This is a genomic window from Methylosinus sp. is20ea (assembly GCF_059718135.1).
In genome coordinates this window covers 1,493,523-1,505,821 of sequence record NZ_AP046088.1, presented here as the reverse complement: position 1 = coordinate 1,505,821, position 12,299 = coordinate 1,493,523, and the positions used below count along the sequence as shown (strand labels likewise).

Sequence of the window (12,299 nt, the reverse complement as noted above, 5' to 3'; positions counted from 1 at the left end):
TCTTGACTTTGGCCGGCGTGTGCCTTATTCGGCGCCTCTCGCTAGCGCGATGCGTTGCGCAGTGCTTGCGGGGGAGTAGCTCAGTTGGTTAGAGCGCCGGCCTGTCACGCCGGAGGTCGCGGGTTCGAGCCCCGTCTCTCTCGCCAGATAAATCAGTCGTTTGCATCGCTTTGACGCCTCGTTTTCAGAGGACTGCGTCCGGCTGCTGGTCTGAAATTCACGATTTCGTTCCACTTGCGCCCGTTCCCGCGGACGGCGTCGTCGGCGCGCATGACTGGACGCGAAAGCGGAGCCACGCCATATTGAGGGCGTCCAAAGGGAAATGCCGTGACAGCCGTCGCCTTCGACACTCTGAAGAAGCTCGAGGCCGCAGGCGTGGCCAAGGCGACCGCGGAGGCGTTCGCAGAAGCGACGGGCCAGGAACTCGTCACCAAATCCGATCTCGCCGCCAGCAAAGCGGAGCTGAAAGCCGACATTGCCGCGGTTCGGGCGGAGCTTCGCGAAGTCGAGCTGCGCATGACGGTGAAGCTCGGAGGGCTGATCGTCGCCGCGGTCGGCGTCCTCCTCGCCGTGATCCGCTATTTGCCGGCCGGACATTGACGCAGCGCGCCGCGCGCCGCTCAGCTCTCCATCAACCAGCGCGCGCAATCGTCCCAATAGGGGCGGCCGGGGTCGCGGAAAAAACCGAAATGCCCGATCGCTTTCGCCTCGGGGCGAATCGCCATGGGCTCGATTCTGGCGCGCCGGTAGCGACGCATCAGCGCGTCGACCGCCGGTTTCGGCGCCATCCAATCGTCCTCGATGGCCAAGGCCCGAATCGCTCCCGTGAAGCCCTCGAAACATCCCGGAAAAGGCCGCCCCGCCGCGTCGACGAAATAGTCCGGGCTGCGGCACCAGCGCGCCCATTCGAGCGCCGCCTCCTTCGGCAGGTCTTCGCCGAGCCCGAGGCGCGCCGCCGGAAAATAGCCGAGCAGAGCGGCCGGGATCGGCAAGAGCGCGTTCCAGAGCAGCCAGAGCGCATATTTGCGCGGCGCCGGCCATAGCCGCCAATCGCCGATCTGCGTGCTGATCGCCAGCATGGCGCGAATGCGATGATTATTCTCGGCGAGCCCGACCATCTGGCCGCCGACGCTATGGGCGACGACGCGCAAGGGCGCATCGGGCGCCAGCGCGAGCGCGTGATCCAGAGCGCCGGCGAGATCCTGCTCGCCCCAGGCGCGCAGGCCGCCGTGCGGCGTTCCGAATTGGCGCGAGGCGCCGACGCCGCGATAATCGAAAGTGAGAACCGCGGCGCCGCGCGCGGCGAGAAAGCGCGCGAGGCGCTCGTAGAATTTCTGCTTCACAGCGATCGCGCCGGCGATGACGACGACGGGCCCTTCGCCGCCGGGCGGCGAAAACAGCGTCGCCGCGAGAGACGCTCCGTCTCTCGCGGCGATGGTCACCGAACTCACATTGCCGTCGCCGGCGTGGCTCATGCGCTCATGCTTTCCCCATCGCCGTCTCGCCAGTCGGCTCGGCGAGCGGCGCCTCGGCTTCGCGGTGGATTCTGCTCTGCTGCTGATAATGAGCGGCGAGCGGCAGGTTTTCAACCGCGGGGAACTCCTCCTCGATCTTCTTCGGCTCGAAGAGGGTGACGACGGATTTCCAGGTGGCGATCCCCCAGCCTTGCGAGCGATAGGGATAGCCGTGCTCCTCGCAGAACCGGCGCAGCATGGGCGCGAGCTGCGGATAGTGACGCGGGCTGATCCAGGGGAAGAGGTGATGCTCGATCTGGAAATCGACGCCGCCGCACAGCAGCCGGCCGATCGGACCCGTCTCGAAATTCACCGCGGTCGCCGTCTGCAGCATCAGATAATTGTCGCGCGTCGCATCCTTCGTCACCTGGATCGCTTCTTCCGGATAATGCGCCGGAGCGAAGAGGGCGAACATGACATAAGACATCATGAACATCTGCACGACGAAGAACAGCGCGACATTGGCGAAGCCGAAAATAGCGATCGGGATGACGATCCACACGATCCAATGTCCGATCATGCAGGAAAGATCGATCCAGCTCTGCCGGTTGCGGCGCTCGTCGTCCTTCAGCTCGCGGATGAGGAAGCGCCAGCCCTTGAAGGCGACCCCGAAAGAATTGCCGAGCAGAACGATGGGGAAGAAATAGCCCTGATGCTCGAACCACCATCGGACGAGGCCGCTGGCCTTCTTCAGATCGCGGTCGTTGAGCGTGAACACCGGCGCCAGATCGGCGTCGTCGTCCACGCCGATCACGTTCGGATTGGGATGATGCACGACGACATGCTTATGACGCCAGTAATTGCCCGACACTCCGAGAAAGAACGGAAAGTCGAAATACATGATGAACTCATTGACCCATGGCGTGTTGCTGATCGCATGATGCGAGGCGGTGTGGCCATTGGTCGACATGCCCATGCAGCCATAGGCGACGAGGATCATGCCGATCGCCTTGACGATGAGCATGTCCGAGACGATGACGAGCGAGACGCCCGTCGCCGTCAAGGCGATGAACAGCAGCCATTCGGCAATGCCGATCGCCGTCAGCTTGCGGCCGTATCCTGCGCGACGGACCTGTTCCCGCAGACGCGCGAAATCCTGATTTGCTTCCCTAGACATATGCACCCCCGAAAAACGAAAATTCGTCTCAGACGCGCTGCAGGCGATACGGCGCGTGAAAATCCTTGGTGAAGAGGAGCTGATAGAGCGCCTGGTCTCCCGCCATCGCAGAAGCGACGCCGCAGCTGAGGTAATATTCCCACATGCGCTTGAAGACCGTGTCGTAGCGCACAGGATCGAGCGTTCCGCAATTGGCGCGGAAGGCCTCCAGCCAGCGGCGCAGGGTCACGGCGTAATGGCGCGCCATATTCTCGACGTCGAGAATGGCGAGGCTGTTGTTCTCGAGCTCCGTCGTCATGGCCGAGAGTTTCGGCGTGTCGGAGCCGGGGAAGACATATTTCTGGATGAAGGGATCGTGGCGATTGATCGCCGTGTTGCAGCCGATGACATGCACGAGGCCGCGGCCCGTCGGCGCGAGCAGACGCTCGATGGCGCCGAAATAGGCCGAATAATCTTTGGCCCGCACATGCTCCAGCATGCCGACGCTGACGATGCGGTCGAAGGAGCCTTCGATCTCGCGATAATCGCCGAGGATGAAGCGGACGCGATCGGAGACGCCGTATTTCTCGGCGTTTTCCTGCGCGCGCGCATGATGCGCGACGCTATTGGTGACGCCGACGCCGCGCGCGCCGAAATTCAGCGCAGCGTGAATCAGCATGCCGCCCTTGCCGCAGCCGATATCGAGCAGCGACTGGCCCGGCTCGATCTCGAGCTTGCGGCAAATGCGATCGAGCTTGCGCTGCTGCAGCAGATCGGCGTCATCGTCCTGCGAATGCGCATAGCCGCAGGAATAGACCTGGTAGCGGTCGAGCAGAAAAGCGTCGAACACGTCTTCGCCGATGTCGTAATGACGGCGGACATTGGTCGCAGGGCTCGAGAGGCGATTGCTCGCGAGCATGCCGGCATAGCGGAAGAGGAAGCTCCAATCGGAGCGCAGCTTCTTATGCAGGCCGGCGCGGCACAGCATGGTGAGGCAATCGACGAGGCGGCCGTCCTCGACCTCGAAATCCTGCGCCATGAAGGCTTCGCCCATGCCGAGATTGCCGAAGGCGAGCACGCGGCTGAAGAAATCCTCGCGCAGGACGCGCAGCACGATCGGCGCCTCGTCGCCGGCGCCGAAGCGATGATCGACGCCATTGTAGCGCACGATCAGCGTTCCGCGATGGAGATGACGCGACAGCATTTCGAAGAAAGCGTCTTTCGGCCGACGCGCTCCCAGCATCTGCGCGATGGAAATTTGTCCGCGCGACGTCTTCGCGTCGAAATCATGCGCGGTGTGTTCAGGCATCAATCTCGCATTCGTCATTCTGACTCTCCAAATGATGTTGCGCGCTTCCAAAAAGAATTTCCGCGCTCACTCGCGCCGGAAACGACACGCGAAACCTTTCGCGCACCTGCGCCATCTGCGCTGCGCCCTTGTTCTTCATGCCGTTCGCCTTGCTGCGCGGAGACGCTGCACGACAACATTGTGACAATATTTGTCACATTATTTCTGCATGTTGACAAGCTGCTCAGCTTGCGCTCGCATTCCATTCGTCGTTTCTTGTGGGCGACGTCCGGCTCGAGCCTGTCCCGAAGTGTTAGAGAGGAGCCGGATGAAATTGTGTGCGCCGCCACACAGGGCGCGTCGGTGCGCCCGCTCTATAGAAATCCGGCGCGAGCGCGATTGCCGCGCGCATCGATTTCAAAGGGCGGCGAGGAGACGGAAAAAATGGACGCAATCGAAATGTCGCGCTGGTTGTGGGCGGATCGGCGCGCGCGCGCCGCTCGCAGCGAGGCGGGGCCCACGCTCAATGGCGCGACCGGCCGTTTCATCGAGACGCGCGGCGCGACCTTGCGCACGCTCATCGCGCCGCAAAAGAGCGGCGCTGGAGATAAAACCCTGGTGATCGTGCCCGATCCGCCCAATGTCATCGAGCAATATCTGCCGATCATCGACGAAATGTCGAACCACGCGCGCGTCATTTGCGTGGAGACGCCCGGCTTCGGCCAGTCCTTCGTGAAATCGGGCTTTCGCTTCGACGTCCCGAGCTATTGCGAGGTCTTCGACGAATTCTTCGCGCAGCTCGACATAAGAGACGCTGTGCTGGACATGGCCTGTCTCGGCGGCTTCGCCGGAGTGGCCTTCTCGGCGGCGCGGCCGGATCGCGTGCGCCATTTGATGCTGCAACAGACCGTGTCGATCTCGCAGGCGCAGAAATGGGCGGCGGGAACCGATCGCATGAATTTGATTCGGCGGCCCTATGTCGGGCAGATGTTCATGCGCGCGCTCGATCACGTGGTGACGCGCCATTGGTATAAGGTCGCCCTGCCGCCGGCGACCGCGGCTCTCGCGCCGAGGCTCGCCGAGGAGGCGATCGCCGGCCTCGATCGCGGCGGCTGCTTTTGCCTCTGCAACGCCTATCAGGCCTTGATGGCGACGCCGGAGAAGCCCTATGTCGCAAGTCCGCGCAAGGTGACGATCGTCTGGGGCGACAGCGATCCGACGCATAATCTCGTGGCGACGATCGGGGATTCGCTGAAGGCGTTTCTGCCGGAGGCGGAATTCGTGCTCTTCGAGAATTGCGGGCATTTTCCCATGCTGGAAAATCCGCAGCGCTATCTGCCCATGCTGCGCGCGGCGCTGGACGCAGCGTGAGGCGGTTGCTTTCCCCCTCTCCCCGCGAGCGGGGTGAGGGCCGGGGTGTGGGGCTCGGGGCGTTGGTCAGACGCCGAAAATGCTCCAGGCCCCTCATCCTCACCTTCTCCCCGCGAGCGGGGAGAAGGAAGGCGGCGAGCGCCGCGTGACGCGATCACCCTGAGGAGGCTCGCGCGTTCAGCTCGGCTGCGACAGGCGGCGCATCTCGGCGAGGGCGGGATTTCCTTCCGCCTCCAGCCGCGCGATCGTCTCCAGGCCCCATTTATAGGAAAATTCCGCGACCTCGCGGTGCTTGTCCCAGGTCATGAAGCTCGCGCCGGGACAGACGGGCGGCTGCACGGTGAGGTCGAACGCGCCGGCGAACTCCGGCTTCTCGCGAATATTGCTGAACACCGCCTGTTGAATGACGCTGGCGAGCGAGGGGCAATCGGGCAAAGGCTTGCGGCGCAGCGGATTGAGCATGGACGCCAGCAATTCATTGCGGCCGGGCAGCGATCGATAGTCGAAATCATAGAGCCGCGGGTCGGAGTTTCGCAGATCGACGACCACATTGGGGCCGTTCTTCAGCGAATGCATCGGCGCGATCGGCGCATTGTCGGAGACCGCGCCGTCGACGAGCATATGCCCGTCCTCGTCGAAGAAGGGCGGCAGCACGCCAGGGATGGCGCAGGAGGCGCGGACCGCCTGCCATGTCGGGCCGGAGCGAATGACGCGCATGGAATAGGTGGAGAGATCGGTCGCTATGGCGAAGCTCGGGCGCCACAAATCCTCGAAAGCGATGGCGCCGTAGGACTTCGCCAAGGCCGCCTCCAGAATGGTGTGGTCGAGCAGCCCGAACTTCGGCAGAGTGAGGCGCTTCAGCGCGGCGTCCTGCACGAAGATTTCGTGAATGGCGGCCTCCACCTCCTCCGGGCTTTTCAATTGCGCGAAGGCCACCGCCATGCCGGAGCCGATGCTGCTGCCGCCGAAAATATCGAAGACGACGCCCGCCTCCTGAAAGGCTTTGACGATTCCGATATGGGCGAGGCCGAGCGCGCCGCCGGCGCCGGCGACGAAGCCGATCGCCTGGCCGGTGAGAAAGCGGGCGAAGCAATCGAAATCCGCGCCGGAATCCAGGGCGATGTGATGCAGCATGAAGACTTCGCGCTCGCGCAGCCAGGGCGCCGAAGGATCGGCGTCCTGCGTCCGATGCGGACAGAGCTTGACGATACGCCGATGACTCGCGGGAAAGAGCGTGAAGGCGAAATTCTCGATCGGATTGAGCGCCTGCGACCCGCCATTCACGGCCATGATCAGCAGATCGGCCGAATGCAGGACTGCGCGGGTCCATTCGTTCAATTCGCCGTCGGCGACGCAGACGACGAAATCATTCTCCTGCTCCAGCGCGCCGAGCCAATCCGCGACGGCGTAGCGATCGTAGTCGCTGTTCGAAAAATGCGCGCGGGCGTCGGCGGAATCGCGCACGCAGCCGCGCGCGCGCGCGTTGATCGCCCGCAGCAGGCGCGCGCTGAAGCCGTCCGGAATGGACCCGCCGCCCGCGGCGATCAGCGCGATCACGCGCACGCGGCTGCTCTGGCGGAAATTGCGCCGGGTGATCTCGCCGAGCCGGGCGAGGCGCTTGGCCAGCGAGCGGGTGACGGCGCGCTGCATATCGGGGAATTGCGCGACGAGCGCGTCGAATTGCGCGCGGTCGATCTCCAGAACCTCGGAATCGCGCATGGCGATCACGCTGGTGCTGCGCGGCTCGTCGGTGAAGAAGCCCATTTCGCCGATGAGCTGGTCCTTGCCGATCTCGGCGACGATCTCGCCATTGGCGGCGTTGGTCACGCCGAACTGGCCGAAATTGACGATATAGAGCGTCTCCGACGGAGCGCCTCTCTCGATCAGCGCCTCGCCGCGCGCGATTCGGCGAATCCGCACGCCGGCCTTGATCTTGTTGCGATCCTCATCGTCGAGGTCCTGCCAGAAGCTCTGATCTTCCGGTACGAGCGTCTTCGCCATGGAAATGCGTTGGCCCCGGTGCGGTTCGTCGCGCCCCGCCGCGCGACCAAGCGGGGCGCATGATCATCGGCCGGGCGCGAGAATGCAAGGGCGGTTTCTAGCGACCGCTCACGCCGGCGCGACTTCCAGCAGCGCGTCGAGGACCGCGCATTGCTCCTCGCGCAGGCGAAAGTCGAAAATCGCCAAATCCTGGCGCATGTGATCTTCCGAGGACGTGCCGGTCAGGCACAGAATGTCCCGCTGGGTCAGAAAGCGGAAGAACAGCTGGGCCGGGCTTCGCCGATATTCGTCGGCCAGAGCGACGAGCTCCGGCCTCGCCAAAAGCTCCGGATTGGCGGTCAGGGTCCAAAAGCTCTCATAGAGAACGCCGTGGTCCCGGCAGAAGGCGCGCAGCTCCCGATCATAGGAGGTCTTGGCGTAGAAGCGATTCTGGATCACGGCGGGCTTGATCCTCGCATTCGTCCACAGGGTCTCCAGCCGGGACGGCTCATAGCAATTGCTGACGCCCAATTGGCGCACGCCGCCTTGCTCCTGGAGGGCCTCCATCGCCCGCCACGCCTCCAGAGTGTCGCTGTCCTTAGGATAGGGGGAGTGGAGGACCAATCCGTCGAGATGATCGACGCCCAGATTGCGCAGAGACACCTGAAACGACTGCCGCACCTGCTCCGCTATGGGGGCTTCGGCGTCATAGGGGATGTTCTCGGGGTCTTGCCCGCCGAAGGGTGTGAATTTGGTCTGTAGATAGAGGTCCGAGCGCGCGAGGCCTGCGCCGAGCGCCGCGGCCAGCCCTTCGCCCACTCCGGCCTCATTGTAATGCTTGGGCTGGCAGGCGGTGTCGATCCCCCGAAAGCCCGCGCGCAGAGCCAGCTCCACCAGAGACGCGGTGCGCTCCTTCTTCCAGGCCGTGCCATAGATGATGCGGGGCATGACCACCCCTTGGGCGGAGACGATTTTGCTCGGATCGTCTCGTCTCGGCTCCGCCGGCTCTGGCGTCATTTTGGCGCTGTCCTCGTCGTCAGGCTCCGGCGAAAACCGTCAGCACCCCAGTATAGCCGTAGAGATGATGCCGGGCGATCTCCCCGCCGGCGAAAAAGCCGATCAGCGGCGTCGTCCCGCCCAGCGCCTGATGAACCATGCGGAATTCCGCATTGGGCTCGCCGAAATGCGGTCCGCCGCGTCCCGAGCAGCTGATATAGAGGGCGCCCCTCATGCCGCCGGCGGCCTCCGCCTGGGCGCGCACCTCCGCGACGATGCGCAGCAGATCATGCTTGGCCGCCTCCGCATTGCGCTTGCAGAAGGCGAGCCGCATGCCGGCCTCGAGCTGCTCGGCGATCATCAGCAGCCCGCCCTTGCGGCCGACCCCGACGATATGGCGCACTTCCGTATTCGTGCCGAATTGCCCCGGCCGGGCGGAGACATCCTCGCCGGTGGCGACGAGCCCGGCCAGAGTCTGGGCCAGCTCCTGGCGCAGCTCCACGTCGCCGACGTCGGGCGAGAGGCCGATATCCTCGAACACGCAGTCGAGGGCGCGTTTCTCGTCGAGAGTCACGAGATAATTGCCTTGCGCGCGCGTGACCGTGCGCAGCGGCCCGATCGGCTGGCAGCCCTGGGTGACGCGTGAGAACACTGTCGCCTGCGGGCCGAAGGCCACGCCGGAAAGGCCGCCCGGCAGAACCTCGTCCGCAAAGCACAGCGCCTGATTGCGCGCCGAGGACAGGCCGCCGAACAAATAGCCAGTGGTGAGCTTCGCGCTCGCGGCTTCGAGCTTGGCCTGCAGATCGGGGGTTCCGCCGCTGGCGTGGACCAGAGCCGTGAAAGGCTCGAAGCCCTTTGCGGCGCCTTCCAGCCGCTCGGGAGCGGAAAACAGCTCGAAGGAGCCGGCGGGCAGGTCCGCCAGCATGATCGCGATGCCCGGCGCGTCGAAATATTCCACCGCCTCGGCGCCGACGCCGACCCCGACCGTTCCCACCCAATGGACGCCGGGCAAATGCTCGCGCAGCGCGGATATGATGCTTCCCGCCGCCTGGGTGTGATGGTCGGTGACATAGCACCAGCCGAGATTGGGCGCGGGAGCGTCCCCCCGCTGGCGCTCGGCCTGCTCGAGGCAGGAGGCCAGGGCGCTTTTCCAATCGGCGTCGCCGGCATGGGCGTAAATGAACTTGCTCATCGTCTCGTCCTCAGAACCGACGACATCCCATTCCGACGTCGCTGAGCGGTTAGCAACGAGCGTGCCGCGCGACGCCGGGCCCGCTCTCGGGCCGGGGAAGGGGGCTTCCCGCGACGTCGAGGAGGCTTCTACCGCGCGCCCTCGACGGAGGCCGACAGCTCGGCGAGATCGAGCAAAACGAAGGCGCCGCGGCGGCGTTCGAGCAGGCCCGCCCGCTCCATCCGGTTCAGCTCGCGTGTGACCGCCTCGCGATGCGTGCTGACGCGCGCGGCGATCTCCGCATGCGTCGGGACGGGCGAGATCACGCCGCGATTCTCGCCGCCGGCGTCGCTGCGCGCCAGCCGCAGCAATTCCGCATGAATGCGCCCACGCACGTCGAGATTGGTGAATTCATTGACGCGCGTCGTGAGACGGCGCACCTCGGACGTCAGCGTCTCGAGCACTTTGTCGCAGACATTCGGATAGCGATGAATGACCTCGCGGAACGTGGTGGGGCTCATGCGGGCGATGATCGTATCGGTTATCGCATGGATCGCCGCCGAGCGCGGCTTGCCGTCGAGCGCGGAGAGCTCGCCGAAGAACTCGCCCTCCTTGATGACGCGCAGCATCAGATCCTTGCCGGCGACGCTCTGGATCGACACGCGCACGTCGCCATAGGCCACGAAATAAATATCGGCGCTGTCGTCCTTATAATTGAGTATGCACTCCTTCTCCTGCGCGCGGCGCCACACGCAACGCGCGTCGAGCTGCGCGATCTCCGCCTCGGGCAGCGAGCGAAACAAACTAACGCGTGCAAGAGTCTGGTTTTTCCGTATCATGCGCCGCGTTCCTGAAAATTCGCCATTCTACCGTTCCGAAGGATGATCCATGTCGGTTTCGAGTGTCAACTTCGATCTCGAGCGCAAGACGCGGCTCATCACCGGCCTCATACTCTTCACTTATGCGACCTGCCATTTCATCTCTCACGCGACCGGGCTGCTCTTTCTCGACAACCTCCAGGCGATCGGCCACGACGTCATTCTCGTTCCCTGGCGCACGAGCTTCGGCGTCGTCCTGCTGCTGACATGCTTCACGATTCATATGTCGCTCGGCCTTTATGCGCTCTATCGCCGACGGCATTTGCGCATGCCGGCGATAGAGGCCTGGCAGCTCTGTCTCGGCCTCACCATTCCGCTGCTGCTCGCGCCCCATGTCACCGACACGCGCGTCGCCGTGCTCGCCTTCGGATTGGAGGATTCCTACTTTCGCATCCTCTATCACTTTTGGATCACCGATCCGACGATCGGCCTGCCGCGGCAATTTCTGCTGATGGTGTTCATCTGGACGCATGGCTGCATCGGCATTCACATGTGGCTGCGCTATCGCGACTGGTATCGGCGGCGTCAGACGCTGTTTCTGCTGCTGGCCCTCGCCGTGCCGGCGCTCGCCATCGCCGGCCTGCTCAACTCCGGTTGGGAGCTCATTCTGCGCGCCTATATGGACGAGAGCGTCATCGAGGCGCATGGGCCGCCGGCGAAGGGCTCGCCGCATGCGCAGGTTCCGGCGATGCTCGCCGCGATCATCCTCGATCTGCAGGTCGGCTATCTCGTGCTTCTCGCGGCCGTTCTGCTGCTGCGCACCCTTCGCAATCTTCGCGAACGTCTGTTCGACACGGTGCGCATCGATTATCGCGACGGGCGCAGCGTCCGCGCGCCCGTCGGCTTTTCCGTGCTGGAGGCCAGCCGCTTCGAGGGCATTCCGCACGCCTCCGTCTGCGGAGGGCGCGCGCGCTGCTCCACCTGCCGCATTCGCGTGCTCTATGGCGAGGCGGATCTGCCGCCGCCGAGCCCCGCGGAGCTCGCGACATTGCGGCGCATCGGCGCGCCGGAGGGCGTGCGCCTCGCCTGTCAGACGCGGCCGTGCTGCGATCTCGGCGTCTATCCCATGCTGCCGGCGGACAGCCCGCTCGACGGCTTGCGCGTGCTGCTCGATCAGGGCCGCGAGATTTTCGTGACGGCGATGTTCGTCGATCTGCGCGATTCGACCAAGCTCGCCGCCAACCGCCTTCCCTATGACGCGATCTATATCGTCGACGCCTATATTCGCGCGACGACAAACGCCATTTTGGCGGAGGGCGGACATGTGACGAGCGTCGCCGGCGACGGCGTCATGAGCCTGTTTCGTCTCGATGGCGACGCCGGCGAGGGCGCCCGCGCCGCATTGCGCGCGGCGCGGGGCGTCTGGCGCGCGATCCGGCGCGTCAGCCGCGAATTCGCTCATGATCTCGACGCGCCGCTCGCCTTCGGCGTCGGATTGCACAGCGGTCTCTCCATCGTCGGGGCGGTCGGCTCCTCGGATCGGCAGTCGCTGCAATTTCTCGGCGACACCGGCAATATAGCCGCGCGCCTCGAGGCGTTGACGAAGGAGATGAATTGCGTGGCGCTCGTCTCCGCGCAGACCTGCGCCGCCGCGGAGCTGCGGCCGCCGCACGCCGTCGTCGAGGCGCCGATCCGCGGCCGTGACGAATCGCTGCCCGCCTTTCCGTTTCAGCGGCTCGGCGATTTCGAGCGCTGGCTGGCGAGCGGCGAGCGGGCCGCGGTCTGATCCCCGACCTGCGTCGGCCTGGCGACGCAGGTCGGCGCGATCAATAGGTTTCCGGGCAAGCGACCTCTGTTCCGTCGGCGTTCGCGCAGGTGCAGCCGCCGAGCGACAGCGCCGCGGCGCTAAGAGCGAGGCCCAAAATCAGCGTGAGGGCTTTCGCGCGCAGATTCGTCAAAAATCGAAAAGCGGAAAGGTCGAGTTTCATTGTCGTTCCCCCTATTGGTCGGATGAAGTCGTCGTGTTCGCCGGGCGTCGCCGACGTCGCTGTTCTCGCCCGGAGCG

General features: G+C 64.6%; 12 protein-coding genes and 1 tRNA gene. 4 read left to right on the top strand and 9 right to left on the bottom strand.

The genetic code is table 11. From position 1 onward, the window contains the following. Window positions 1–69 precede the first annotated feature (69 nt). Window positions 70–146, top strand: a tRNA-Asp gene (locus AC6IY7_RS06875). A gap of 181 nt (window positions 147–327) precedes the next feature. After that, the gene (locus tag AC6IY7_RS06870) at window positions 328–600 is read left to right on the top strand and encodes a DUF1640 domain-containing protein (RefSeq protein ID WP_497782324.1); all 273 of its coding nucleotides are present in this window, start codon (window positions 328–330) and stop codon (window positions 598–600) included. A gap of 20 nt (window positions 601–620) precedes the next feature. Here AC6IY7_RS06870 and AC6IY7_RS06865 read toward each other — a convergent pair whose 3' ends face one another. Genes AC6IY7_RS06865 through AC6IY7_RS06850 form a run of 4 tightly spaced genes read right to left on the bottom strand, consistent with a single transcriptional unit; the run spans window position 621 to window position 4,058 of the window. Next, the gene (locus tag AC6IY7_RS06865; RefSeq protein ID WP_497782323.1) at window positions 621–1,475 is read right to left on the bottom strand and encodes an alpha/beta hydrolase family protein; all 855 of its coding nucleotides are present in this window, start codon (window positions 1,473–1,475) and stop codon (window positions 621–623) included. Window positions 1,476–1,479: 4 nt separating this feature from the next. Beyond that, window positions 1,480–2,631: a fatty acid desaturase family protein gene (locus AC6IY7_RS06860; protein WP_497782322.1), complete on the bottom strand. Its 1,152-nt coding sequence runs from the start codon at window positions 2,629–2,631 to the stop codon at window positions 1,480–1,482. A 28-nt stretch (window positions 2,632–2,659) separates the two neighbouring features. Next, window positions 2,660–3,919, bottom strand: coding sequence for a class I SAM-dependent methyltransferase (locus AC6IY7_RS06855; RefSeq protein WP_497782321.1), 1,260 nt, complete (start codon window positions 3,917–3,919; stop codon window positions 2,660–2,662). Continuing rightward, window positions 3,912–4,058, bottom strand: a complete 147-nt coding sequence (locus tag AC6IY7_RS06850; RefSeq protein WP_497782320.1) for a hypothetical protein — start codon at window positions 4,056–4,058, stop codon at window positions 3,912–3,914. Before AC6IY7_RS06850 ends, AC6IY7_RS06855 begins: the two co-directional genes overlap by 8 nt. Window positions 4,059–4,342: 284 nt before the next feature. On the opposite strand from AC6IY7_RS06850, the gene AC6IY7_RS06845 reads away from it, so the two are divergent. Next, window positions 4,343–5,269 (top strand): alpha/beta fold hydrolase, encoded by a 927-nt coding sequence (locus AC6IY7_RS06845; protein ID WP_497782319.1) that lies wholly within the window; start codon window positions 4,343–4,345, stop codon window positions 5,267–5,269. 177 nt (window positions 5,270–5,446) lie between these two features. Here AC6IY7_RS06845 and AC6IY7_RS06840 read toward each other — a convergent pair whose 3' ends face one another. The 4 genes from AC6IY7_RS06840 to AC6IY7_RS06825 all read right to left on the bottom strand — a co-directional run bounded on the left by AC6IY7_RS06840 (window position 5,447) and on the right by AC6IY7_RS06825 (window position 10,255). Continuing rightward, window positions 5,447–7,270, bottom strand: a complete 1,824-nt coding sequence (locus AC6IY7_RS06840) for a patatin-like phospholipase family protein (RefSeq protein WP_497782318.1) — start codon at window positions 7,268–7,270, stop codon at window positions 5,447–5,449. Between the two features lie 108 nt (window positions 7,271–7,378). Continuing rightward, window positions 7,379–8,266, bottom strand: a complete 888-nt coding sequence (locus AC6IY7_RS06835) for an aldo/keto reductase family protein (RefSeq protein ID WP_497782317.1) — start codon at window positions 8,264–8,266, stop codon at window positions 7,379–7,381. Between the two features lie 19 nt (window positions 8,267–8,285). Then, window positions 8,286–9,437 (bottom strand): FIST signal transduction protein, encoded by a 1,152-nt coding sequence (locus AC6IY7_RS06830; protein WP_497782316.1) that lies wholly within the window; start codon window positions 9,435–9,437, stop codon window positions 8,286–8,288. Window positions 9,438–9,565: 128 nt separating this feature from the next. Continuing rightward, on the bottom strand, window positions 9,566–10,255 hold the full coding sequence (locus tag AC6IY7_RS06825) for a Crp/Fnr family transcriptional regulator (protein WP_497782315.1): 690 nt from the start codon (window positions 10,253–10,255) through the stop codon (window positions 9,566–9,568). 49 nt (window positions 10,256–10,304) lie between these two features. Between AC6IY7_RS06825 and AC6IY7_RS06820 the strand changes: the two genes are divergently transcribed. Beyond that, a complete protein-coding gene (locus AC6IY7_RS06820) occupies window positions 10,305–12,020 on the top strand; it encodes an adenylate/guanylate cyclase domain-containing protein (protein ID WP_497782314.1) in 1,716 nt (571 codons plus the stop codon). A gap of 40 nt (window positions 12,021–12,060) precedes the next feature. On the opposite strand, the gene AC6IY7_RS06815 is transcribed toward AC6IY7_RS06820, so the two are convergent. Next, a complete protein-coding gene (locus tag AC6IY7_RS06815; RefSeq protein ID WP_497782313.1) occupies window positions 12,061–12,222 on the bottom strand; it encodes a hypothetical protein in 162 nt (53 codons plus the stop codon). Window positions 12,223–12,299 lie beyond the last annotated feature (77 nt).

Excerpts from the sequence above, each read along its gene's own strand:
- AC6IY7_RS06855 (WP_497782321.1), bottom strand. The coding sequence starts at position 3,919 with ATGCCTGAACACACCGCGCATGATTTCGACGCGAAGACGTCGCGCGGA.
- AC6IY7_RS06820 (WP_497782314.1), top strand. The coding sequence starts at position 10,305 with ATGTCGGTTTCGAGTGTCAACTTCGATCTCGAGCGCAAGACGCGGCTC.
- AC6IY7_RS06860 (WP_497782322.1), bottom strand. The coding sequence starts at position 2,631 with ATGTCTAGGGAAGCAAATCAGGATTTCGCGCGTCTGCGGGAACAGGTC.
- AC6IY7_RS06865 (WP_497782323.1), bottom strand. The coding sequence starts at position 1,475 with ATGAGCCACGCCGGCGACGGCAATGTGAGTTCGGTGACCATCGCCGCG.
- AC6IY7_RS06835 (WP_497782317.1), bottom strand. The coding sequence starts at position 8,266 with ATGACGCCAGAGCCGGCGGAGCCGAGACGAGACGATCCGAGCAAAATC.
- AC6IY7_RS06825 (WP_497782315.1), bottom strand. The coding sequence starts at position 10,255 with ATGATACGGAAAAACCAGACTCTTGCACGCGTTAGTTTGTTTCGCTCG.
- AC6IY7_RS06840 (WP_497782318.1), bottom strand. The coding sequence starts at position 7,270 with ATGGCGAAGACGCTCGTACCGGAAGATCAGAGCTTCTGGCAGGACCTC.
- AC6IY7_RS06850 (WP_497782320.1), bottom strand. The coding sequence starts at position 4,058 with ATGAAGAACAAGGGCGCAGCGCAGATGGCGCAGGTGCGCGAAAGGTTT.
- AC6IY7_RS06845 (WP_497782319.1), top strand. The coding sequence starts at position 4,343 with ATGGACGCAATCGAAATGTCGCGCTGGTTGTGGGCGGATCGGCGCGCG.
- AC6IY7_RS06815 (WP_497782313.1), bottom strand. The coding sequence starts at position 12,222 with ATGAAACTCGACCTTTCCGCTTTTCGATTTTTGACGAATCTGCGCGCG.
- AC6IY7_RS06830 (WP_497782316.1), bottom strand. The coding sequence starts at position 9,437 with ATGAGCAAGTTCATTTACGCCCATGCCGGCGACGCCGATTGGAAAAGC.